This is a genomic window from Parvularcula bermudensis HTCC2503 (genome assembly GCF_000152825.2).
In the GTDB taxonomy this organism is placed as follows: domain Bacteria; phylum Pseudomonadota; class Alphaproteobacteria; order Caulobacterales; family Parvularculaceae; genus Parvularcula; species Parvularcula bermudensis.
The window spans coordinates 76,687-98,769 of sequence record NC_014414.1 but is presented as its reverse complement, the minus strand read 5'-3'; the positions used below and the strand labels follow the sequence as shown (position 1 = coordinate 98,769).

Annotated in this window: 20 protein-coding genes and 1 pseudogene; 11 read left to right on the top strand and 10 right to left on the bottom strand. The window is 62.5% G+C overall.

The features are described from left to right. Positions 1 to 106: 106 nt before the first annotated feature. Positions 107 to 2,368 (bottom strand): CHASE2 domain-containing protein, encoded by a 2,262-nt coding sequence (locus PB2503_RS00475; RefSeq protein WP_013299250.1) that lies wholly within the window; start codon positions 2,366 to 2,368, stop codon positions 107 to 109. A 179-nt stretch (positions 2,369 to 2,547) separates the two neighbouring features. Between PB2503_RS00475 and PB2503_RS00470 the strand changes: the two genes are divergently transcribed. The 4 genes from PB2503_RS00470 to PB2503_RS00455 are packed head-to-tail and all read left to right on the top strand — an operon-like array spanning position 2,548 to position 6,095. Then, positions 2,548 to 3,690 carry an MlaE family ABC transporter permease gene (locus PB2503_RS00470; protein WP_013299249.1) on the top strand — a complete coding sequence of 381 codons (1,143 nt, stop codon included), beginning with the start codon at positions 2,548 to 2,550 and terminating at the stop codon, positions 3,688 to 3,690. Beyond that, the gene (locus tag PB2503_RS00465) at positions 3,687 to 4,505 is read left to right on the top strand and encodes an ABC transporter ATP-binding protein (RefSeq protein ID WP_013299248.1); all 819 of its coding nucleotides are present in this window, start codon (positions 3,687 to 3,689) and stop codon (positions 4,503 to 4,505) included. Before PB2503_RS00470 ends, PB2503_RS00465 begins: the two co-directional genes overlap by 4 nt. A gap of 13 nt (positions 4,506 to 4,518) precedes the next feature. Continuing rightward, on the top strand, positions 4,519 to 5,451 hold the full coding sequence (locus PB2503_RS13605; RefSeq protein WP_013299247.1) for an MlaD family protein: 933 nt from the start codon (positions 4,519 to 4,521) through the stop codon (positions 5,449 to 5,451). Between the two features lie 5 nt (positions 5,452 to 5,456). Continuing rightward, positions 5,457 to 6,095 (top strand): ABC-type transport auxiliary lipoprotein family protein, encoded by a 639-nt coding sequence (locus PB2503_RS00455; protein WP_148235138.1) that lies wholly within the window; start codon positions 5,457 to 5,459, stop codon positions 6,093 to 6,095. Here PB2503_RS00455 and PB2503_RS00450 read toward each other — a convergent pair. Next, complete coding sequence (locus tag PB2503_RS00450; RefSeq protein ID WP_013299245.1) at positions 6,021 to 7,712, bottom strand: coiled-coil domain-containing protein; 1,692 nt, start codon at positions 7,710 to 7,712, stop codon at positions 6,021 to 6,023. The genes PB2503_RS00455 and PB2503_RS00450 overlap by 75 nt on opposite strands. 149 nt (positions 7,713 to 7,861) lie before the next feature. Continuing rightward, the gene (locus PB2503_RS00445) at positions 7,862 to 9,058 is read right to left on the bottom strand and encodes a cation:proton antiporter (RefSeq protein ID WP_013299244.1); all 1,197 of its coding nucleotides are present in this window, start codon (positions 9,056 to 9,058) and stop codon (positions 7,862 to 7,864) included. Between the two features lie 142 nt (positions 9,059 to 9,200). Between PB2503_RS00445 and PB2503_RS13600 the strand changes: the two genes are divergently transcribed. Together PB2503_RS13600 and PB2503_RS14905 are read left to right on the top strand one after the other, a co-directional pair. Beyond that, positions 9,201 to 9,749 (top strand): hypothetical protein, encoded by a 549-nt coding sequence (locus PB2503_RS13600; protein WP_013299243.1) that lies wholly within the window; start codon positions 9,201 to 9,203, stop codon positions 9,747 to 9,749. Between the two features lie 27 nt (positions 9,750 to 9,776). Then, positions 9,777 to 10,787, top strand: coding sequence for an NAD(P)/FAD-dependent oxidoreductase (locus PB2503_RS14905; protein ID WP_013299242.1), 1,011 nt, complete (start codon positions 9,777 to 9,779; stop codon positions 10,785 to 10,787). 918 nt (positions 10,788 to 11,705) lie between these two features. Here PB2503_RS14905 and PB2503_RS14900 read toward each other — a convergent pair. Continuing rightward, positions 11,706 to 12,431, bottom strand: a pseudogene (locus PB2503_RS14900) (EAL domain-containing protein); the annotation flags it as partial. A gap of 90 nt (positions 12,432 to 12,521) precedes the next feature. Next, complete coding sequence (locus PB2503_RS00430) at positions 12,522 to 13,301, bottom strand: NAD kinase (RefSeq protein WP_013299240.1); 780 nt, start codon at positions 13,299 to 13,301, stop codon at positions 12,522 to 12,524. Between the two features lie 154 nt (positions 13,302 to 13,455). On the opposite strand from PB2503_RS00430, the gene PB2503_RS00425 reads away from it, so the two are divergent. Further along, positions 13,456 to 14,253 (top strand): class II aldolase/adducin family protein, encoded by a 798-nt coding sequence (locus tag PB2503_RS00425; protein ID WP_013299239.1) that lies wholly within the window; start codon positions 13,456 to 13,458, stop codon positions 14,251 to 14,253. 8 nt (positions 14,254 to 14,261) lie between these two features. Here the strand turns inward: PB2503_RS00425 and PB2503_RS00420 are convergent, their stop codons facing one another. Continuing rightward, the gene (locus PB2503_RS00420; protein ID WP_013299238.1) at positions 14,262 to 15,536 is read right to left on the bottom strand and encodes an FAD-binding domain-containing protein; all 1,275 of its coding nucleotides are present in this window, start codon (positions 15,534 to 15,536) and stop codon (positions 14,262 to 14,264) included. Positions 15,537 to 15,711: 175 nt separating this feature from the next. Here PB2503_RS00420 and PB2503_RS00415 point away from each other — a divergent pair, with 175 nt between their 5' ends. The 3 genes from PB2503_RS00415 to PB2503_RS00405 all read left to right on the top strand — a co-directional run bounded on the left by PB2503_RS00415 (position 15,712) and on the right by PB2503_RS00405 (position 18,052). Next, entirely contained in the window at positions 15,712 to 16,416 is a 705-nt protein-coding gene (locus tag PB2503_RS00415; RefSeq protein ID WP_013299237.1) for a CoA transferase subunit A, read from the top strand. Between the two features lie 14 nt (positions 16,417 to 16,430). After that, positions 16,431 to 17,066 (top strand): CoA transferase subunit B, encoded by a 636-nt coding sequence (locus tag PB2503_RS00410; RefSeq protein ID WP_013299236.1) that lies wholly within the window; start codon positions 16,431 to 16,433, stop codon positions 17,064 to 17,066. Between the two features lie 98 nt (positions 17,067 to 17,164). Beyond that, positions 17,165 to 18,052: a hypothetical protein gene (locus tag PB2503_RS00405; RefSeq protein WP_013299235.1), complete on the top strand. Its 888-nt coding sequence runs from the start codon at positions 17,165 to 17,167 to the stop codon at positions 18,050 to 18,052. Here the strand turns inward: PB2503_RS00405 and PB2503_RS00400 are convergent. Genes PB2503_RS00400 through PB2503_RS00385 form a run of 4 tightly spaced genes read right to left on the bottom strand, consistent with a single transcriptional unit; the run spans position 18,049 to position 21,684 of the window. After that, the gene (locus PB2503_RS00400; RefSeq protein ID WP_013299234.1) at positions 18,049 to 19,947 is read right to left on the bottom strand and encodes an ABC-F family ATP-binding cassette domain-containing protein; all 1,899 of its coding nucleotides are present in this window, start codon (positions 19,945 to 19,947) and stop codon (positions 18,049 to 18,051) included. The two genes, PB2503_RS00405 and PB2503_RS00400, sit on opposite strands and share 4 nt — an antisense overlap. Before the next feature lie 45 nt (positions 19,948 to 19,992). Next, complete coding sequence (locus PB2503_RS00395) at positions 19,993 to 20,352, bottom strand: DUF4870 family protein (RefSeq protein ID WP_013299233.1); 360 nt, start codon at positions 20,350 to 20,352, stop codon at positions 19,993 to 19,995. 37 nt (positions 20,353 to 20,389) lie between these two features. Further along, positions 20,390 to 21,073, bottom strand: a complete 684-nt coding sequence (locus tag PB2503_RS00390) for a M23 family metallopeptidase (RefSeq protein ID WP_013299232.1) — start codon at positions 21,071 to 21,073, stop codon at positions 20,390 to 20,392. Then, the gene (locus PB2503_RS00385) at positions 21,070 to 21,684 is read right to left on the bottom strand and encodes a DnaJ domain-containing protein (protein WP_041534838.1); all 615 of its coding nucleotides are present in this window, start codon (positions 21,682 to 21,684) and stop codon (positions 21,070 to 21,072) included. The genes PB2503_RS00390 and PB2503_RS00385 overlap by 4 nt, the downstream gene beginning before the upstream one ends. 129 nt (positions 21,685 to 21,813) lie before the next feature. Here PB2503_RS00385 and PB2503_RS00380 point away from each other — a divergent pair, with 129 nt between their 5' ends. After that, positions 21,814 to 22,083: a BolA family protein gene (locus PB2503_RS00380; protein ID WP_013299230.1), complete on the top strand. Its 270-nt coding sequence runs from the start codon at positions 21,814 to 21,816 to the stop codon at positions 22,081 to 22,083.

Below are 22,083 nucleotides of genomic sequence, written 5' to 3'. Positions count from 1 at the left end.
GTCCAGAGGCGCCTCTCGCAGCCGATAGACCTGATAAGGTTCTAGGCGGTGGATCCATCCTCAAGCCTATCCTCAAGCCCTGGGCCGGTCGAGCAGAGCCGCAGGGTCATGCTTTGAGGCATTCGATATGGTCTCCGCGGTCCAGGCTCCGCCGCTGGCCTCTCGCCTGGGCTAAGCGAGCGTCGAAGCGCTCGACATACCCATCCGGCACGCCGGGAAAGCCGCGTAACCGTTGCAGGTGGATCGTTGTCTTTGCGTACTCCCCGAGGCGCCAGGCGCCGACCATCTCACGCTGCACGTCGGCAAGCTCCCGAAACGCTTTGGAGGCTTTGAGGAAAGGATTGCCCACCAGACCATAGATCGTGTGCGCCGTATCGTCCTCGGAGAAGCGCAGCACATCGAGGTCGAGAAAGGCATAATGATGCCGCAGCGCCTCAAATATACGATCATCGGTCACGATGGCGGGACCGTAAAATCCAGAGCGGCTCCGCAATTGACGCGCAATGGTGACGGCCGGGCCAACAACGCCATAGCGATTGCGGGTGCCAAGTCCGATCGGTCCGGCAAAGCATTCACCGACGGCAATGCCGACTTCGACACTGGCATCCGCGAAACTCATTTCGGTATCGCTCAATAGTCCGCCTGCGGCAAAGGCCGCGGTCTGCACATTTTCCGTCAGATTGTTCATCTCGTCGATCATGGCGAGCGCACAGGCGCAGGCCTTCTCGATGGGATGCGGCAGGACTTCGGGAACGTTCCAATATCCCATCAGTCGCCCGTTTTCGGCGAAATCGACGGTACCGCCATGGCTAAGGATCGTCCGCCTTAGGGCATCGTTCGCAGCGCCGCAGAACCGGACGAAATCATCAGGACGGGCATGAAACTTTGCTTCAAGGCCCTCGGGCAGGCGGAAGCCGCAGGACAGAACCACCACTTCACGGCGTACCCCGTTGAGCAAGGGACCGCTCGTCGATTTCTGTAAACGCTCCATCGTCGCCGGCGGCAGATTGCCGTGAAAGGCACCGCGCAGGGCATCGTCACGCATCAAGATATTGCCGACCACGACGATAAAGATGACCAGAGGGGCGCCAAGGGCCGCGCCAATAATGAAGCTTGGGTCGAACAGTCGGCCGGTTTCACTAAAGATCCAGAGGAAGACGACGACGGACAGAAGGGCGACCACCACGCTGACAATGATGGCGGCGAGGGGGCGGGCAAAGATCGCGGCGGCGATCGTGATCGCCCCGGCCAGAAGGGTCAGGACGAATTCCGTGACCCCGCTGACCACCGGCCGTATGGGGACATCGCCGGCGACGATCTGGCGGGCCATATGGGCATGAAGATGGGCGAAGCTGATCTCCCCCCACGGGGTTTGGGCCACGCCGTCGCTGGTGACACTCTCCCCGATAAAGACATCACGATCCCGTAGCATCGTCGACCATTGCGCCCCGCCTTCGAGGACCCGCCAGGCGGGGACGGTATCGAGGGTGTCAGTGCGTCCGGGCCAATAGCGAAGGTCCACCTTCGGACCGAGGAGGATCTTGTTCGCCCCGCCGACGGTCAGGGCGGTCGGGGGGGGCGCGCCGGTCTCCCGCCGGGTGGCGGCGAGATCCACCGCTACGCCCCCCGATAAGGCAAAGGGGGCGAGCGCCGTCGCAGGCATGGGGCCCTGGGCCGTGGCCCATAAGAGAGGGAGCCGCCGGACCTGCCCATCACTGTCTTTGAGCCAGGTACCGACCACCGGTGCGGAGGTGTCGGTCAGGGCACGCTCGATCCCCGCGGAGAGAGGGGCAATCGGCAGGGCAAGCCCTGAGCGCCCGTCATTGTCTATGGCGCGAAGCCAGGGGGTGCCCTCAAAGTCGGCGCGTTGCCAGCCGATCCAGGACCGCGCCCCGGCCCCGGCGCTGACGGCGGTGGGGAGGGCCCGGGCCGCCGCGCCAAGGGCTGCATCGGTTGTCGGCATGGCCTGCAATTGGCGGATGGTATCTCCGTTTTCCTCGTTGCGCGGCAGAAAGGCGGCAAGATTGTCCGGTGATAGGGGGTCGCGCCCCTCTAGGGGGAGGGCGACAGTGACCGACCGCGCGCCGGCGCGCTCGGCGGCGGCGACCAATCGGGCGATGGCGGTTCGCGGCCAGGGCCAGGGCCCTAAATTATCGAGACTGGCCTGGTCGATATCGATCAGGGCGATCGTTTCGGCTTGCTCAAGCGGCGCGGGGGCGGCCTGTAAGAAGAGGTCGAAAAAGGTTTCCCGCGGCTGCACGCCGTGCATCCGGGAGGAGAGTAAGGCGGTCAACGCCAAAATCCCGACCAAGGTGAAGGCCGGGATGGCCAGGAGACGAAGCCGTTGCTGGAGCCGTTGTTCGAGCATTCGGCCGTCCTACTTCAATAAGGTTAAAACACGCATGCCGCGGATAAGGCCCATCGCACGTCACTGGCCGCTACAGCAATGGTTTGGCACGATTTCGCTCGTCTTCAGACCCCGTTCAGGCTCCTGTGTCATGGTGAATAGGATACGATGTGCGGGTCCGCCCTAAGTTAGTGAAGGCAATGACGATAGCGAGTTTCGATCTGTCGGGGTCAGCCACTGAAAAACGCTTCATCCCCAAAGGCGAATGGACCCTTCGTGGGGGCCTGACGAAAATTGATTCAAAGATCAGAGCCTTGAATTTCGGTCCGCGCGAAGATCTCGCCGAAATCGACCTTTCGCAAATCGAGGCGCTGGACACCGCAGGCGCGCTGATGCTCCAGCGTCTGCGCCATCGATGCATGGGCGAAGGACGACCGCAAGCCATTGCCACGCTGACCGGCATGACCGACCCCCAGCACGAATTGATGGAGCGCATGGCGGCGCATATCGCCGATTGCGAGGGGGATCCGCCCCGGCGGAAATCCTTCATTCTCCTGCTGAACCGGGTGGGCCAGGGGACGATCGCTGTCGGCAATGAGGGGCTGGCGATTTTAAGTTTTGTCGGATCCGTCGTCGCGCGCCTGGCCGGGACGATCATGTCGCCTGCCCGCTTCCGGCTGACCGCAACGGTCGCCCATATGGAGGAAGCCGGCCTGAATTCGACGCTTATCGTCGGCCTGATGTCATTTCTGATCGGCGCCGTGGTGGCGTTTATGGGGGCCCGGGTTCTTTCGGAATTCGGCGCGGAGGTCTTCTCCGTCGAACTGGTGGGCATTTCGGTCCTTCGGGAGTTCGGTGTTCTGTTGACGGCGATCCTGATTGCCGGCCGATCGGGGAGCGCATTTACCGCCTCGATCGGCTCGATGAAACTCCGTGAGGAAATCGACGCGATGCGGGCCCTGGGGATTAGCCCCCTTGATGCCTTGATCCTCCCGCGCACGATCGCTCTGGTATTGACCCTCCCGGTCCTTGCCTTCCTGGCGGGGTTTTTGGGCCTTCTCGGCGGCGGGGTGGTCGGATGGCTCGCCCTCGACATTCCGCCACAGCTCTTTATCGGGCGCCTCCAAGAGATTGTGACCGTCGAAAATCTCTTTGTCGGTTTGGTCAAGGCGCCGTTCTTCGCCTTCGTTATCGCGGTGGTCGGCTGTTACCATGGGATGAGCGTCGAAAATTCCGCTGAAGAACTCGGCCGTCGCACGACCATGGCCGTTGTCCAATCGCTGTTTCTCGTCATCCTGCTCGATGCCCTATTTGCGATGCTGTTCTTGGAGCTCGACATATGATGGCGGAGCAAAGCGACCTGGTGATTTCAGTGCGGGGATTGGTCAACCAGTTCGGCCCATTCCGCGTCCACGACCAATTGGATCTCGATGTGCGCCGGGGGGAGATTCTCGGGGTCGTAGGGGGCTCGGGGACGGGGAAGTCGGTTCTCTTGCGGGCCATTGTCGGGCTGCGGTCACCCCAGGGGGGAACGATCCAGCTTCTTGGCAAGGATGTGACGCGTCTGACCGAGGAAGCGCAGGCGTTGCTGACGCAGCGGATTGGGATCTTGTTTCAGGACGGGGCGCTCTTCTCTTCCATGACCGTCGCCCAGAATGTCATGGCGCCGCTCAGAGAACATTTGTCGATTTCCGATCGGCTGGCTCAGGAAATCGCCGCGATGAAGATCTCCATGGCCGGTCTCGATATGTCGGCCGGGGGAAAATATCCAAGCGAGCTCTCCGGCGGGATGCGCAAACGCGCCGCTTTGGCGCGGGCGCTCGCTCTTGACCCTGACATTCTCTTCCTCGACGAGCCGACAGCGGGTCTCGACCCGATCGGCGCCGCAAAGTTCGACGAATTGATACTGGGGCTGCGCGACAGTCTTGGCCTCACCGTCTTCATGGTTACCCATGATCTCGACAGTCTCTACCGGGATTGCGACCGGATCGCTGTTCTGGCCGAAAAAAAGGTGATCGCCACCGGCCCGATCAGCGAAGTCAGCGCCCTCGATCACCCCTGGATCAAGGACTATTTCAGCGGCCCCCGGGGGCGCGCCGCGTTTCTCAGCACCCCCCAGTCATCAGCCACCCCGACCCGTCCCGGCCTGGACGCTTAGGAGGGAAAGACCCATGGAAACCAGAGCACATTATGTCTTGATCGGTGCCTTCATGCTGGGGGGGATCGTCCTGACGGTCCTGTTCACCCTCTGGCTCGGCTCTGCGCGGAGCGAATATGATGAGTACCGGATTATCTTCACGCAAAAGATCTCCGGGCTGCAAGAAGGCGCCAATGTTCTATTCAACGGGATCCCTGTGGGAGAGGTCGCGTCCCTCGAACTCGATCAGGAGAATCCAAATCGCTCTCTCGCCCTCGTTCGGGTTGATCAGGGCACCCCTGTTAAGACCGATACCGGGGTTGAGCTGGAACTGGCTGGGGTGACCGGCCTTGCCGTTATCCAGTTTACCGGCGGATCGCCCGAAGCGCCTCTCTTGCAGAATGTCAGTCCCGAGCGGATCCCGACTATCGATGCCAATCTCGGCGGTGTCGCGGCGGTCCTTGAATCCTCAGGGGAGCTGGCGTTGAACCTTCAGCGCCTGATCAGTCAGCGCAATGCCGAAGCGGTGGGGCGGGTGCTCGCCGATGTCGAAAGTCTGACCGACATCTTCGCCGACCGCGAAAACGAGATCGGCCTTATCATCGACAATGCCGCTGCGGTCAGCACCGAGATGCGGGTGGCGGCGGAGAATATCAGCGCCGCGTCGGCCCGCCTCGATGCAGTCTTGGCCGATGTTGAAACGGTCGTTGACGGCGATGTTCGCCAAGCCACCGAGGCTTTCGCCGATGCGGCGGTCGATCTGCAAGAGTTGATTGTCGAGATGCGCGAGGTCCTCGAAGAGAACCGGGGCGCGATCAGGAGCTTCACCCGCGAAGGACTCGGCGCGGCTGTTGCAATGGTGAACAAAGCCAGCCGGCTGGTCGATACGACCCAGGCAATCTTGCTCGAATTCGATCGTAATCCGGCGGCATTCTTTGTTGGCGAAGGCCGACCTACAGCAAGGTGATCATTGTGTTCGTGAACCGTTTTTTGCTCTTCCCCGCTGCCGCCGCCGCCCTTGCCGGCTGCGTCAGTATCCTGCCGGATGCCGCTGATTTGCCCCCCCGGGTTACCCTTGACGTCGATATACCTGTCGAAATGACCTCTCGGCCGATCGATGCCACGCTCGTGATTGCCGACCCGGATGCAGAGGCCGTCCTCAACACCTTTAATGTCGCCGTGAAAACGGCGCCGTATCAGTTCGAGTATCTTGACGGATCCGAATGGACCGACCGAGTTCCCGTCCTGTTTCGGACCTATCTTGAACGCCGCTTTGAGAATGTTGGGGCCCTGACGGCGGTGGGCGATCGTTCCGATCTGCCGGTCGGCGCAGATTTCGAGCTCAAGACCGATCTCCGCGCTTTCTATCTTGATCGAACGGTATCGCCCGAAGCCGCCCGGCTCAGCTTTGGGGCGCGGCTGGTCGATGCGCAGGGGGGAACCCTTGGCACACGGATCATCGACAGGACGATCCCCATCGAAGGGCGGGGGCGAGAGGGGGCGGTCGAAGCGCTCAATCGCGTTGCCATCGATGCCTCAGACGACGTCATCTCCTGGTCGCTCGACCTCATCGCCGAGGCCGTTGGCGCCGCCCCGGCGCGCGTCCAATAGGGAGCCGATCAGGACATAGAGCTGGCCGAGGGGCGTGTTGAGATAGCTTTCGACGATGTCGGGATTTCCCGCCGCCTCCGGCAGGGCTTCGACCAGAAGGCTGAAGTCTCTTAAAAACGCGAGGCTGCGGCCACGGAAGACGTTATTGCTGTCGAGTTCCGCCGTGATGCGCGCTTTCAGCAAGGTCTTGTCCCGGGCATTCAGCATTTTGGCGAACAGATGCCGCTCCCCTTTCTCAAAGCGGCGCAAATCATCTTTCGAGGGGGAGCCGAATAGCTGGGTTTGCAGGGCGAGACTGTAATTCTGCGCCCGGAGGAGACAGCGTTCCAACAGATCCGCCGCGACGGGGGCGGGGTCGTCTTGGGGGGGCGAGGGGGCCGCCGGCGGCGCCGGCTCTTCGGTCTCAAGGGCGAGGGGGGCGCTAGGGGGGGGCGGGAGGGAAAGGGATTCCGACGGCATCTCCTGCTGTGCCTTGACCCCGGTCAGGATCGCCTTCCATGACTTTGCCCGCGGCGCCCAGCCCTGATCAGTGTCCGGCGTCGTTTCGGGAGACGGCGGGAGGTCGACCGTGCCCAGCCGCTCGGCATGGGCACTGATGGCGGCGGCCAGGCGGTCGGCCCGCGCCCGCTGCTCGGCGATAAGCTCTTCAAGGCGGCTTGATTGTTCTTTCAAGGCGGTCTGGGCGGCAGCGATTTTGTCGACATGGGACTCAACGACAGCGTGGCGCCGCTCGGTCTCCGCCGCCCGGCCCTCCTGCTGTGCGGCCGCATCGGTGGCTCGCTGCTCCTCCATGGCGTCGGCCAAGGCTTCGAACCGCGCATAGCTCTCGGTGGAAATGGCCTCGAGCCGCTTGATTTGCTGGTCGAGTTCCCGCTCCTGGGCTTGCCACTGAGCGGAGGACGCGGATTGCGCCTCATTGGCCGCCTGGGTCTTCTCGGCGATTTTTTCCGCCACTTGATCGGCCGTGGCGTTCATATCCTCGGCCAGGGCGAGAAGAGCCTCCCGCTCCTCGGATAGCTTTTGGGTGCCCGCCGCTGCCCCCTTTTCGATGGCCGCCCCCGCATTGTCGATGGCCGCCACCTGATGGCGGATCAGACGCTCTGCGTCCGCAAGCCGGGCCAGGGCGCGATCGATCTCGTCATTCAGCGCCGTGACCTGGTGGCGGGCGGCCGCGCCGATATCATCGCCCCCCCGGGCAATCCCCGCCGTGAGTCGAGACGCGGCCCGCTCAAGCCGCAACGCAATCGCCCCCGCATAGCCCAGCGCGAGCACAAGAATGCTCACCGTGAGGAGCCAGGGCAGGGTGGATATCGTCGATCCAAGGCGCAGCCGCCACAGACCGGTCGCCTGGAAATGGGCAAGGGCAGTCCCCAGGGGCCACCCGATGAGAAAGAGAAGGACAAGGCCGATCGCGGTAATCTTCGCGCTGGTCCAAAGTCGGCGGCTCGCCCCGGTCCAGGGGGCGCCGTGGGGTCCCTCTGCCTCCTCCGCCAAGGGGGCGGTCGACCAGGATCGTTCCGGCGCCGTCAGGGGGATGACCGTCTCATGCGGCGGGGGGGCGCCATCGGCGCTGAGCGCGTCATCGCTTGCTGGATCCTGGCTGGCAGGCGTCGACATCGCCGAAAGGCTCCTTCCCGGTGCCGCTCCGTGGACCGACAGCGTTAAGAGGTCGTTGAGGTGTGCACTCTTTGCAGAGCGATTCGGCTCTCTAGAGCCGAACTTTCCCCAGTATTATCGGCGTTATTCACAAATTCCGGGGAGGGCGTCTATAGGGCGACGCCGTATCGGCGTTTTTCGGCCAGGGCGGTTTGTTGCACGAGCCGCCGTATAAGGATGCGGTCGAGCAGACGCCCAACCACCAGGCCAACGACCACCACCGCAACGCCGAATGACAAGGCCTGGTCGCTGATCCCTAGTCCCGCGACTGCCATATAGGTCACCACGAGCGCCGTTAAATGCCCCGGCGCGCCGCCATACCAAGTGAGGAATTGGCGCTCGTGGGCGGCCAGTCGAGCGGTATTGAGGGTGAAGAATCGGGCGGCGCGGCGCGCGACAAGAAAGGCGATGAGAGCGAGAATCCAGACGCTCGCCCCCCCGCCGAGAATGGCATAGGGAACCGCTGCCAGGCCAAACAGCGCAAGAATAAAGGGTGTCGCAACGCTTTCGGTGACCCGCCAGAGGCGGGTGCGGACCGGGGCGGAAAGATCCGCTTCTTCAGCGTAAAGAAGGCCGGTCGCCGCCATCATCGTCACGGGCTCAAACCCGAAAATCAGGGCCAAGGCATAGGCCCCAAGGGCAAGGGCGAGGGGCGCGATCGGAAAATCACCGCTGTCGAGGGGGAAAAACCACGCGGCCAGGAGGCCCAGACTGCCCCCCGCCGCAAAGCTCATCACCGCAGCGACCGCGGCATTGCCGAAAAAGCCGCGCTGCGGATCGGGGTCGAGCCCGATCCCGATGACCGTCATAATCAGCGGTAGCACAAGGGGGAGCATGGCCCCGGCTTCGACACGGCTGCTCACCACCAGACGCGGATCGACCGGCGCCGTCAGGAGAGCGGAGGCGGGGGTGGGCGTACCGCTGAGGGATACCGCCATGGCGACCGCCATGGCCGACAAAAAGGCGGTGTCCGGAACGATGACAATCCCGGCAATCCAGTAAACGATCACGGTCAGGGGAAAGCAGATCGCAATCAGACGGGTTGCGATCCCGGAGACTTTGGGCAGACGTGACAGGCGGCATTGGAGGGCGGCCGTGAAAACCAGCATGCCGAGGACGAACCGACTGGCGACCGCCATGGGAACGCTGGTGCCGATATTGATTTCCGCCCAATTCAGCAGGAATCCTACCGCCGATCCCGCCGCGAGGATGGTGATCGGGCGTCGGAGAAGCGGGGCGACCAGGCCCCGCCTGGCGATGACGATCGACAGACCAATCAGAACGATAGGTATGAGGACGACATACACAGGGGCCCGAACTTCTCTTCTACCAATGAGACAGACTGGGCCCGTTTGGCGATTGGCGCAAAGGGGCTTTTTCCCCCGTCGCAAATTCATCCCCCCTCCGTGCGGCGGGCCTATAGTACAGACGCCATAAGGGGAGGGCTTGATGAACCATTTCACTGCGGCCCCTGCGCCGCCCGCTCCGCTGCGGCGTTTGCTTGGGGAGGTGGCGCCCAGTCTCGCGGCCGCTCTTGGGGGGCCCCTGGCGGGCGCAGCGGCGGACATCCTGTCTAAGAGGGTCCTCGGCGGCCAGCCGAGCACGGCGGATGACTGGGGACCGATCATTGAGGCGACGGGACGGGGCGATCCTGAAACCGTAGGGGCCATTAAGGAGGCGGAGATCGCCTTCCGCCACGCCGTATTGGACAGCCGCATCGACCTTGCGCGCATAGCGGCGGCGGACCGGGCCGATGCCCGGGCGCGGGAGGTGAAGACCAAAGATCCGACCCCCGCCATTCTGGGCATGGGAATCATATCTGGGTTTTTCGTGACGTTGATCTTTATGGTGGCATTGCCGGTGCCGGAGGGGGCGGGAACCATGTTCTCCATTATGCTCGGGGCGCTCGCCACCATGACCGCGGCGGTGGTCAATTACTATTTCGGTTCCTCGGCCGAGAGCGCGGTGAAAACGCGACTGATCGGCGGCTTGCGCTGACCGGTATCGGCGCGCAGGGGCTGAGCGATGTCGACGGATACGCTCATCATCGGGGACGGACTGATCGGGATGGCTGTCGGCTGGGCGCTTGCCGAAGCGGGCCAGACCGTGACCGTGCTGGGACAGAGCGAGATGACGGGCTCTCTCGCCGCCGCCGGGATGTTGGCCCCCTCGTTCGAGGCGCAGCATCCGCGGGCGGCGCCGGGGCTTGCGGATCTATTATATGAGAGTTTGACGCTCTGGTCGGGATTTCACGATCGATTGGTGAAAGCGTCGGGGCTGACCCTCGACTATCGCCGTGAGGGGATTATCGCCCTTGCCGATCGACAAGCGCCGCCGCCGGTCGCGGGTCCGCCTATTGCCGTTCCCGAAGGGTTTGCGACGCTAGGGCCCGCCTGTCTGATCGCCGATGAAGGACAGGTCGATCCCCGGCGGGTGCATGGGGCGTTGGCCACAGCTTTGGCAAAGGCCGGGGGGCAGCGGCGCGGAGGGCGCGTGGAGGCGTTGGATCTTGAGGCGGGGGCGGCCCTCCTCTCCGACGGATCGAGGGTATCGGCCGCACGCTTCGTGATCGCGGCCGGGGTCGGAAGCGCGGCGTTGTTAGCGGGAGATCTGCCCAAATTGACCTCTGTCAGGGGCAGGGCTGTGCTGGTCGAATGGCCGGGATTTCCCACCCGCCATGTGGTGCGCACCGCTGACCTTTATTTCTGTCCCAAGGCGGATGGGCGCCTCTATGTGGGCGCAACCGAGGAACCCGCCATGGCCGAGGAGGGCGCGCTAGCCCGACTGTGGGAGCGGGCGGTCGCTCTCTTGCCCGACCTTGAGGGCCGGCGCATCCTGGCGCGGTTCGACGGCCATCGTCCCGCCCTCGCCACGGGCACCCCGCTGATAGGCCTCCATGGGGATGATCCGCGCTTGATCGTGGCCTACGGTCATGACCGGAACGGCATTCTGCTGACCCCAGTCACGGTAGAGCGTGTCCTGCGTCTGATCGGTGGCCTTCCGCGCTTTATAGGCCTTGAGAGCCCGCTTGAATGAGCGGGGCCAGAAATGGGTGATCCGGTATTTCCGCTTCAACAGACGGAGGACCAAGTGATCTCGGCTCTGTACCCGCCCACGGGCGAGGAAGGCCGGGGCCTCCACAGGGGGCAGATCAGCGCGCGAGTCTGCGGCGCCTGCGTCCTCGTCCCGGACTTCAGGTAACTCAGCAATCAGCGCATCCAACAGGTCGGCGGGGTCGACGGTATCTTCGGCAAGGTCATTCACAAGGTCCGTCTGCCTCATTTCTCGCCCAAGGTCGACCGTTTCGACATCGACCTGTCCCTTTGCCGTTTCGGCGAGCGCCGCCCGCAACAAGGGCCCGGGGCTGATCGAATCGCCGTCAACGGCATGGGCTGCGGCATCGACGGCCCAATCGATCGGCAAGCTGTGCGCGGGGGGCACGGTAAGGATCAGAGTCCGACCGTCCACGGGACCGGTCAGACAGACCGGGTCGGGGGGGAAGAGACCGAAAGGCGCAGCGGCGGGGAGAGCAGAGCTGCCCCCCTTTTCCGGTTGCGCGGAGGGCGCTGTGGCGGAAGGGGGGGCATCAATCGGCGTCTCGGTTTTCGTCGCCGTGGCCGCGGCATTTTTCGGGGCATGACTTGCCCCCCCGGTCGCCGCAGGGGCCCTGTCGGCCGCCTCGAAGGTTGTTTCCAGCCGGACCTGTAGCTTGCGCGCCGCCGTGACGGCTTGGTGTGCCGGGTCGCTCGGCCGATTGAGGGAGGGAGAGGTTTTCAGTCGCCGCAAAGCCGCCCGTTTCGCCGCCGCGATTTGCGCTTCGCGCCCTGCCGCCTGGCGGCGGTGGGCCTCCTCCTCCTGGGAGAGATCGAGGGGGGAGATTTTCGGCAGATAGGTTGCCGGGTCCTGTCCTTCGGCTGCTGCTTCGGGTTTGAGCGCAGCGGCCCGTCCCAAGGCATTGCCCTGGCCGAGATCGAAGCCAAGCTGGGTCAGGGCGTGCGCCGCCTGCAGGTCCTCGACCCCCACCGCGACGATCCGCACCTGCCGCTGTTTGGCAAAGGCGAGGAGTTCGGACAGCGTACTGAGGCCCGGTGCGCCCCGGCGAGAGCGGACTTGGCGTAACACGCCGGGGCCGCCGGTCTTGATTTCCTGGAACGGGAAAGGCGACCAGGTCTTCATGGCATCGCTGGCGCGCCCTCTGACTTCGAGGGCGAGCTCGCAGCCCAATTCCCGAAACCGGCCATAGGCTTCCGCCTGTTCGTCGGCGGAGACCTCCGGCGAGAATTGCGGGCATTCGAGGGTCAGCCTCTCCGGGGCCCATTCATAACGGTCGAGAATTTCGGCGATATCGCCCGGCAACCGCTCATCCACGAGATCGCCGAAGGCAAGATTGATCGAGACGCCGCCGGGGGCGGTGATATTGGCTTTTTTCGCTTCGCGGACGGCATGCCGAAGGACATAGCGGGTGAGATCGCCGATCCGCCCTTGTGATTCGAAAAACGACAGGAAGGCGCCGGGAGGCAGACTGCCAAGGCCAGGATGATCCCAACGGACATAAGCTTCGTAACGACTGACCGCGCGGGACTGCAACGCCATGATGGGCTGAAAGGCGAGTTCAAGATGCGCGTTGGTGAGCGCGTTATCAATATCGATGCTGGTGAGCCGGACTGCTTGGGCGCCCATGCATCCTCCGAGAGCAAACGGTTTGGCAAGAAACGTTAAAGCCCCATCGGTTAACACAGCCTGAACGCCGCGCCCCTCGGGACAAAAACCTTAATAGGCGAATTGTTCCTCTAGCACGCGTTCTTCAAGGCCTGCGCCTGCGTCGAAGAGAAGGGTCATACGCACATCGGAAGAAATGCTTCCCGTCACCTTATAGACATCCCGGACTTCCATATTGTCCGCCGTGGCGGAGACGCGCCGAAAGTCAGGTTCGAGCACCTCGAATTCCACCGTCGCATCATAGCTGAGCAAGGCCCCGCGCCAGCGACGCGGGCGAAACGGGCTGATCGGTGTGAGCGCGAGCAAGTTGGAGTTGATCGGGAGGATCGGGCCGTGGGCTGAAAGATTGTAGGCCGTGGAGCCGGCAGGGGTCGACAGTAAGATGCCATCGCAGATCAATTGATCCATACGCGTCCTGCCCTGCACCCGTACCGCAATCCGTGCCGTTTGGCGGGTTTCGCGGAGAAGCGCGATTTCGTTGATCGCCATGGCCTCGTGAATTTGCCCTCGCCGATCCTCGGCGGTCATCTTCAACGGGTTGATCACGACGGGATTTGCCGCGGCAAGACGGTCGAGCAGCCCCTCGGGGTCATAGGCATTCATCAAAAAGCCGACAGTCCCGCAATTCATCCCATAGACGGGGACATTGAGCGGCAGCGCGTGTCGCAAGGTTTCCAGCATCGTGCCGTCACCGCCGAGGGCAACGATGACATCCGCCTCTTCGGTCGTCGTTTGGCCGTAAAGGGCGGTTAGCCTTGCGAAGGCGTCCTGGGCATCGGGACGATCGCCCGCGACGAAGGCAATTCTGCCGGGAGTGGTTTCGATCCCCATCGCAATCCCCGGTGTCCTTTCTGCCGCGGCGGTTGTTGCCGCGTCTGTTGCTGACCCATAAGGTAAGCGCAAACAATATTGGCCGGCCGATGCCGAACCGACACGGCCGGGGGAGGAATACATGCCTCAGTCTGCCTCAACGGTCGATGACCCAATGGCAAAAATCACGCCACAGGAAATCGACCCGGCGTCTTTGCCGAGCGTAAAAGGCATCGTCACCGAGGAAGAATGGCGGTTACGGTGCGAGCTGGCCGCGACCTATCGGTTGGTCGCACTCTTTGGGTGGGACGATCTCGTCTTTACCCATATCTCTGTGCGTCTGCCGGAAATGGAGGGACATCCTCGTTTCCTGATCAACCCCTATGGCGTCCTTTTTGAGGAGATGACCGCCTCCGCGCTGCTCACAATCGATCTCGACGGCCGGAAGATCGACGAAAGTCCGTATCAGGCGAATCCCGCGGGCTTTGTCATTCATTCAGCGATCCACGGGGCGCGGCACGATGCCGGCGCGGTTCTCCACCTGCACAGCCCCTATGGCGTTGCCGTCGCCGCCCAGGAAGGCGGGCTTGGCCGCTACAGCCAATTTGCGATGCAGGTTCACGACGATCTCGCCTATCACGATTATGAGGGGATTGCGACAAACACGGAGGAACGGGCGCGTCTCGTGGCGGATATGGGCGACCGCTCGTTTCTCATTCTTCGGAACCATGGCACGCTGACTACAGGGCCCAATTGCGCGATCGCCTTTTTACGGATGTATTTCCTTGAACGGGCCTGTCACGCGCAAATTCTGGCGCAAGCGGGGGGGACGCTTCGCGATGCGGGACCCGATCTGGCCCAGCTCGTCGGACGCCAGAGCCAACCCGCATGGGCCCCTGGCATAGGCGATAAATTGGTTTGGCCTGGCCTGATGCGACGACTGGCCCGCACCAATCCTGGCTGGGACCGCTAACCCTTTCGTCAGAGGAGGGACGGCGTTCGCTCTCGCGCGATCAGTGAGGGGATCTTTTTCTTGAGTCTAAAAAAGCCCTTTGACGCGTGGGGCCATGCATGGCGGTCGTGGGACCGTAGCATCGTCTCCACGCGAAATCCCTCCGCGGCAAGCCTTCCTGTCATTCTGGCTACGGGACCTCTTAATGGGCCTACGGGCAGATAGGGCAGGATGACGGTGTTGGCGCCGGCGGCGGTGACCGCTTCCAGCAGATTGTCCTCGTCCGGTACAATGACGGCATCGCAACCAACCACCGTTTTGGCCCGATGGCGCGTATCGTCGATCGCGCCTTGGGTGAATTGAGACACAAGACCCCCCACCGGTGCCGCGCTGCGACATGCCGGATCGACGAACAGGCCTACCCCGACAAGGCGTGCCTTTTCCACGGGAAGGGTCTCCAATCCCAGATCCTCCTCATGCAGCAACAAAAAAGCCGGGTCGCGGCTCGTCAGCGGTAAGTCGCCGGGCGGATCGCCAGGCTCACCGTTCCAATCATCCTCAAGGGCCGGGGCCTCCTTGGCGAGGTCCTCCGGCGACGGAGAGAAACGCCCATTGGTGAATTTCTCGATATTGCTTGGACGGGCGAGATAGGTTTTGCCCTTTGTATGCAGTCCGCCGACCCATCGCCAGGAGAGGGTATTGGAGGCGGCATCGCCGTCAAGCAAATGCCGATGAAAGAAGTCAGCGCCTAAACTCCAAGGGAGGCGAAGGGTAAAGATCCAGATACTGGCGAACCACATCCGCGCGTGATTGTGCAAATAGCCGGTGGCGATGAGTTCCTTTGTCCAGGCATCGAAACCGTCAATGCCGGTACGGCCCTCGACTGCCGCCTGATAGGCCGTGGCTTGATCGCCGCTCAATTCATTAAGCCGGCGGTCTCGGTCATCCGTATAGAGATCCCAGACCCAGGGGCGACGCTCCAGCCAGCCCTTGAAATAAGTCCTCCAATAGACCTCCTGAATGAACTTTTCCGCAGTGGAAAAGGCGAACCGGTTGAGAGCGGCGGCAATGACCTCCTGCTCGGTGATCAGCCGATGCCGAAGATAAGGTGACAGACAGGAAACGTAGCGTCGATCCGCAGGTCCATCGTCGCGGTTCCGATTTTTCGCATAAAGACTGCCCATATTGGGTGCGAAGGCGTCGAGTCGCGCAAGGGCAGCCGCTCGTGTCGGCACAAAGGCCAAGGACGAGGCATAGGCCAGGGGGGCGGCCCCAGCTTCGGGGAACATCGATGATTGAGACATACTCGACCATGTGGCTCAGACCCGCGCCGCGGCCAGACGGGGGCTTTTCCGTTGGCCCCCCCCCTCGCGTTGCGATGTTCTTTACAGTTCTTTGCCAAGCGGAAAGCCCCTACACTGCGTGTCGTCCCTAGCGGGGGGAACGACCCGTGTGCGCAGGGGTGGAGGAACGGATGCCATGGTAAATAAAGTCTATGAAAACGCTGAGGCGGCCCTCGAGGGGGTCCCCTTCGACGGGATGGTCGTCATGTCCGGAGGGTTCGGTCTCTGCGGTATTCCAGAGACGCTGACATTGGCGCTGCGGGACAGCGGAGCCAAAGAGTTGACCGTCATTGCCAATAATTGCGGCGTTGACGATTGGGGACTTGGGCTGCTGCTCCAGACCCGGCAGATCAAGAAGATGATCTCATCCTATGTTGGTGAGAACAAAATCTTCGAAGAGCAATATTTGTCGGGTGAGATCGAACTGGAGTTCAATCCACAGGGGACCCTCGCTGAGCGGATCGCTGCCGGGGGCAAGGGCATTCCGGCCTTCTACACAAAGACCGGGGTCGGCACGATCATCGCCGATGGGAAAGAGGAGCGGGAGTTCAACGGGGAGCGCTACATCATGGAGACCGCGCTGATCGCCGATCTCTCCATCGTGCGGGCATGGAAAGGCGATACGCTCGGCAATCTCGTTTATCGCAAGACCGCGCGTAACTTTAATCCGATGATGGCCACGGCGGGCAAGGTCTGCATCGCCGAGGTCGAACATCTGGTCGAACCGGGCGAACTCGATCCTGACATGATCCATACACCGGGAATTTTCGTCGACCGTATTCTTCAAGCGGATCAGGAAAAACGCATCGAGCGGGTCACCACCCGTGAGCGGGCGGCATAGGAAAGAGAACGATTATGCCTTGGACACGCGACAATATGGCCGAGCGCGCCTCGAAAGAGCTGCAAGACGGCTTCTACGTCAATTTGGGGATCGGCATTCCCACCCTGGTTGCCAATTACATTCCCGACGGCATGGACGTGACGCTCCAGTCGGAGAACGGCATGCTCGGCATGGGGCCTTTTCCCTATGAGGATGAGCTCGACGCCGATCTCATCAATGCCGGAAAGCAAACCATCACTGAGCTTCCGAAAACGTCCTATTTCTCCTCCGCCGACAGTTTCGGCATGATCCGGGGGGGACACATCAACTTGTCGATCCTTGGGGCCATGGAGGTCTCCGAGGCTGGGGACCTCGCCAATTGGATGATCCCCGGTAAAATGGTGAAGGGCATGGGGGGGGCCATGGACCTCGTCGCAGGGGTGAAGCGCGTCGTGGTGCTGATGGACCACACCTCTAAGTCCGGTGAACCAAAATTGCTGAAGGAATGCTCGCTCCCGCTGACCGGCGTGTCCTGCGTCGATCGCGTCATCACCAATCTGGGTGTTTTTGACGTCCTCAAGGAAAACAAGACCTTGAAGGTTGTCGAACTGGCCCCCGGGGTGAGCTTCGATGAGGTCAAGTCAGTCACCGCCGCCGCGTTGACCGACTGACCCTTGCACGGGAAAGGGCCTGTCGTCGCGACGGGCCCTTGCCGCCGGACCCTTAACGAAGATAAGCTCCGCCGAGCCTAAGGCATTCGGGGGAAGCGGTGGGTGTCAGTCATCTGATCGTCGGCGTCACCGCTCTATTCGGGGCTGCGACACAATCATCGGACTTGGGGAGCGTCTGTACCGTCGAAACGGCACGGCAAGAAGGCTTCCTTGCGGGCTCCTTTGCCCGCCATCCCGTGGATGCAAGAGAGCTTTTCCTCAGCAAATGCCGATTTCCGAGACTGTTTTCGACCTCCCGCCCCTCAACTGATGGGCGCCTGGGGCCCGCGTTTCTCGATGGCTGGCAGGCGGGATTTTTTACGGCCTGTGAGCCGATGGGCCTCCTCGAAGCCGGATCGGCCAGCCTCGGCGAGACCGAAGAGAGCGTGACCCCGGCTTTGTGCAAAGAAATGGCGGCGGCGACCGTCAAGGTCTACGATGATCGTCTCACGGCGCTCGATGGGCAGATCGATGCGCTGACCCAGGCGCTTGAGGGCGAAGACGATGCCTTTCGGCGGGGCGACCTGAGAGATGAGATCACCCGTCTTCAGGCCCAGCGCGGAGCGGAGGAGGGGGCCCGTCGCCAACTGGTCGCGCTGGTGGCGTCGGACAGCTATAATCGTCAAGTCTACGCCGTGGGGACGACCTATGCCACGGCGAAGGCGGCGAAGGAGAGGGCCTCGGCGGCCATCGCCGATGCGGAGGCCGCTCTCGCCCTCAATGAGCAACGGCTCAACGGGCTCTTCAGCCAGCTCAGGCAGACCCGCGACGCCGATAGGCGGGCGGCGCTGTTGCAGGAGGCGGAGCGCCTGGAGGATCGGAGCGCCCTGCTGCGGTCCAGTATGAGCGCCCTGCGGCGGGAGGAGCGCGATTCTGAACAAGCGTTTCAGATCGCCCGGCGCGATTACCTCAAGACAAAGACCGCTCTTGCCGAAAGCCGTCCTTAATCGGCCGCGATGGCCTCTTCATACTGGGAGGACGCCTCTAACCACGCTTCCTCGAGGGCGGCTTTTTTCTCCTCAGCGCGGGCCCGCTTTTGGCTGATATCAGTGGCGCGCGCTAAATCGGTATCGAACAAGCCCGGCGTCGCAAGGATATCATCCATCTGCGCAATCACCCCATCGATGCGGGCGATCTCGCCTTCGAGCCCGGTAATATGGGCCCGAAGGGGCTTGAGAGCCTCCCGCCGGGCGGCCGCTTCGCGTCGGTGATCGGCAGGGGTCGGGGCTGTGGGCCCAGTCTTCCCCGAGGTCTTTTTCTGTTCACCGGCGGCTTTCGCCGAGGCCAGAATGCGGGCGCGGTAATTGTCGATATCTTCGTCCAGGATATGAACGGCGCCGTTTTTCACTTCCCACAGGCGGTCCACCGTCGCCTCGGCCAGATGGGCATCGTGGGTGATGAGCAGCACAGCGCCCGGATAGGCGTCGAGAGCCGCAATCAAGGCCTCGCGGCTTTGAATATCGAGGTGGTTCGTTGGCTCGTCGAGGATCATGAGATGTGGCCCCTCAAAGGCGATCAGGCCAAGGAGCAATCGGGCTTTCTCTCCCCCGGACATGTTCCGTACAGGGATATCGGCCTTCTCCGGTCCGAAGCCCAACCCAGCCGTACGGGCCCTGATCTGCGCTTCGGTCCCCTCGGGCATCAGGGCTTTGACATGGTCATAAGGGGTTTCGTCTGGGCGCAACTCGTCCAATTGGTGCTGTGCGAAATAAGCGATTTTGAGCTTTTTATGGGCATATACATTGCCATTGAGAGGGGAGAGGCGGCCGGCAATCGCTTTGACCAAGGTCGATTTTCCCTGCCCGTTGGTCCCAAGGATCGCGATCCGGTCATCTTCGTCGATCCGTAAGGTGAGGTCGCGCAGGACCGGACGGTCCTCCTCATATCCAAGGTCGGCACTTTGTAGACGGACGATGGGCGGGGCCATGGCCGGTTTTGGCGCCGGAAAAACGAACGGCGTTGTGCTTTCGTCCAAGGGCACATCGCTGCTTTTGAGCTTTTCAAGGGCCTTAAGACGGCTTTGGGCTTGCTTCGCTTTGCTGGCCTTGGCGCGAAAGCGGTCGACAAAAGCCTGCATATGGGCCCGCTGAGCCTCGGTCTTATGGGCCTGCGCTTCGGCCAGTCGCTGCTGCTCCGCCCGCCGCCGGGCATAGGTATCATAGCCGCCGGGGTGGACCGAAAGCTTTCCGCCTTCAAGGGCGAGAATATGGCTGACGGAGCGATTGAGAAGGCCGCGATCATGGCTGATCACAATTGCGGTATAGGGATATTTCTTGAGATAGGTCTCAAGCCAGACGGCGCCTTCCAGATCGAGATAATTGGTGGGCTCATCGAGCAATAACAGATCCGGCGCCGCAAAGAGCGCGCCGGCGAGGGCGACACGCATCCGCCACCCGCCTGAAAACTCTGCACAGGGACGCCGTTGATCGACACTGTCAAAGCCAAGACCGGACAGGACCTGGGCGGCCCGTGCCTCAGCCGAATAGGCATCGATATCGGCCAGGCGGGTCTGAATTCTCGCGATCTCATGGGGGTCCGTGGCGTGCTCGGCCCGGTGCAGAAGGTCGGCGCGCTCGGTGTCGGCGGCCAGCACCGTTTCGATCAGGGTATCCTCGGTTGCCGCGGCTTCCTGCGCGACCCCGCCAATGCGGCGACCGGGGGTGAGCGAAAGGCTGCCGCCATCGGGGCTGATCTGGTCTTGGATCAGCCGAAACAGGGTGGATTTCCCGGTGCCGTTCCGGCCGGTAAAGCCGACGATCCACCCCTGCGCGATCATCGCCGTGGCTTGGTCGAAGAGGGTTCGCCCTTCCACCCGATAGGTTAGGTCATTGATGTGAAGCATGGCTATGGCCTCGCCGTGCGGGGAAGAGGAACGTCCTCCCCTCCCTCAGGGCAGGGCGCCCCTTGGCCCCTCATAGGGATCGCCCCGGCTCGACCCCCGAAGGCCGCGAATGCAGCGGATGAATACCCACACCCAAATATAGGCGGCAAGCAGCCAGGCCAGCGGCGCCAGAAAGAAGGTCGCGATCAGGATGGCAATCGCGACCCCCGTGATCAGCACGGTCCAAAAGATCCGCACTTGGTGATCATAATGGCTACGGGCTGCGGGGGTAACGCCGTCGCGGGCGACATAGGCGATGATCACGCCGATAAAGAAAGGAAAGCCGGTAAAAAGGGCGATGAGATACAAGCCGTATATGATGGTCGTCAGGCTCACGCCGTCAGTATCGATCGGATCGTCGGTCATGGCGACCGCCTAATCCGCCGCGCGCCGCGGGGCAAGATCAGTCCTGCCCTCGGCCTCCTAGCATCGCCTGCTGATCGTGACGCAGCTGATAGGCGGTTCGGCCCTTCCACGCCCCTATGTGGATATGAGGCGCTCGGGAAAGCCCATTATTGCCGACCCGGCCGATCACCTGGCCCGCCGTCACCTCGTCTCCGCTGGCGACGGTGATGGCCTCGATATGAGCGACGACAATGTGGACTCCATCCCTGTCGACGATTTCGACATAGGTTGCCGGGGCGGCGCCAATGATGCCCGGCTGATTGGGCTCGGTCCGTCGGACGACGCGCGCAACGGTGCCCGCCACAGGCGCCAGAATAGCGGCGCGGTAAGTAAACCAATCGCTATTCTCAAAGCCACGATTTTTGAAGGGAGAAAGGATCACGCCACCCGTTGGGGTCGGCACCTGGCCGATCACGAAGCAATCGGTGCCGAGGGCATCGCCGCGTTTCTTATGCTCCCCCTCCCAATGCTCTGCACAGGCATAGGTTTCGGCGAAGGGGGGATGGATCAGGAGGAGGGGAGGCAGTGTGTCGCTGGGCGTTGGCGCAACATTGTTCGTCAGCCCGAGGCCCCCACCGGTCGCCCCGCATCCGGCGATGAGGAGAGCGAGAACAAAGAAGGCCCCCCATCGACGAAGGGCAGAAAGGCTCCCCGCGCCTCTCGCCGACTTTTGCCCCCTCAAATGAAGTTGGCCTTTTTGAGAATCTGATGCGCTTTGATTACTTCTTGGAGCTGATGCTCTGCTGAGCGATCCCCCTCATTGGAGTCGGGGTGGAAGCGTTTGACCAATTCTGCGTACCGCTTGCGGATATCGCCGCTGGACGAGGTCGGTTTGAGATTCAGTGTCCTGAAGGCTTGAACCTGAAGTCGGGTCAAACGCCGTCCTTCGCGATAGATCCCGTCATCCTGTGGCTGTGGCCGATCGCTGGCGAGGCCGAGTTGATCTTCGGCGGCGCCCTGCGCGCCCCCCATCGCTGCCTTTGCCGCGGCGGCGGCGCGACCGTTCTTGGACATCTTCCAGGTTGGCCGATCGCCATAGCGGGCCTGATTCCGTATCGCCGCCGCCTCGGCATCGGTTTTGCCCTCGAAGAAGTTCCAATTCTTATTGTGCTCCCGGGCGTGGGCCTGGCACAGCCAGATATGGATATTCGGCTGGTCAGGCGATTTGGCGACCCGCACCGAGGCGACTTCGGCACAGTCCTCGTGCTCACACTGACGAGTGGCCGTCTCTTCCACCGGCCGCCGCCGCTTCGATCCCCCACGCGTCGGTTTCACCCGAATATCGAAACCCATGCGAGGTTTATATTTGTACCCGTCATCTGGCATTGGGAGAGTATGGGACGCGCCGCTTTTTCGTACCAGACTTGACTATATGGGCGTTCCCGTGCGTGGTAGCTGGTTTTGCGAAAAATGAGATTGAGCATGAGTGTGGCGGATCGGATTACCGAGAAATTGCAGCATGCCTTCGCGCCGATCGAGCTTCAGGTCATCGATCAGAGTTACCTCCATGCCGGCCACAGCGAAGCCGGGGCGGCAGGGGAAAGTCACTTCCGCGTGGTGATCGTGGCCGCCGCCTTTGACGGCCTGTCCCGCCTCGCCCGTCACCGGGCGATCACCAAGGTCCTCGCCGAGGAACTGGCGGGGCCGGTCCATGCCCTTTCCGTCGAGGCGCGGGGCGCGGCGGCCGACTAG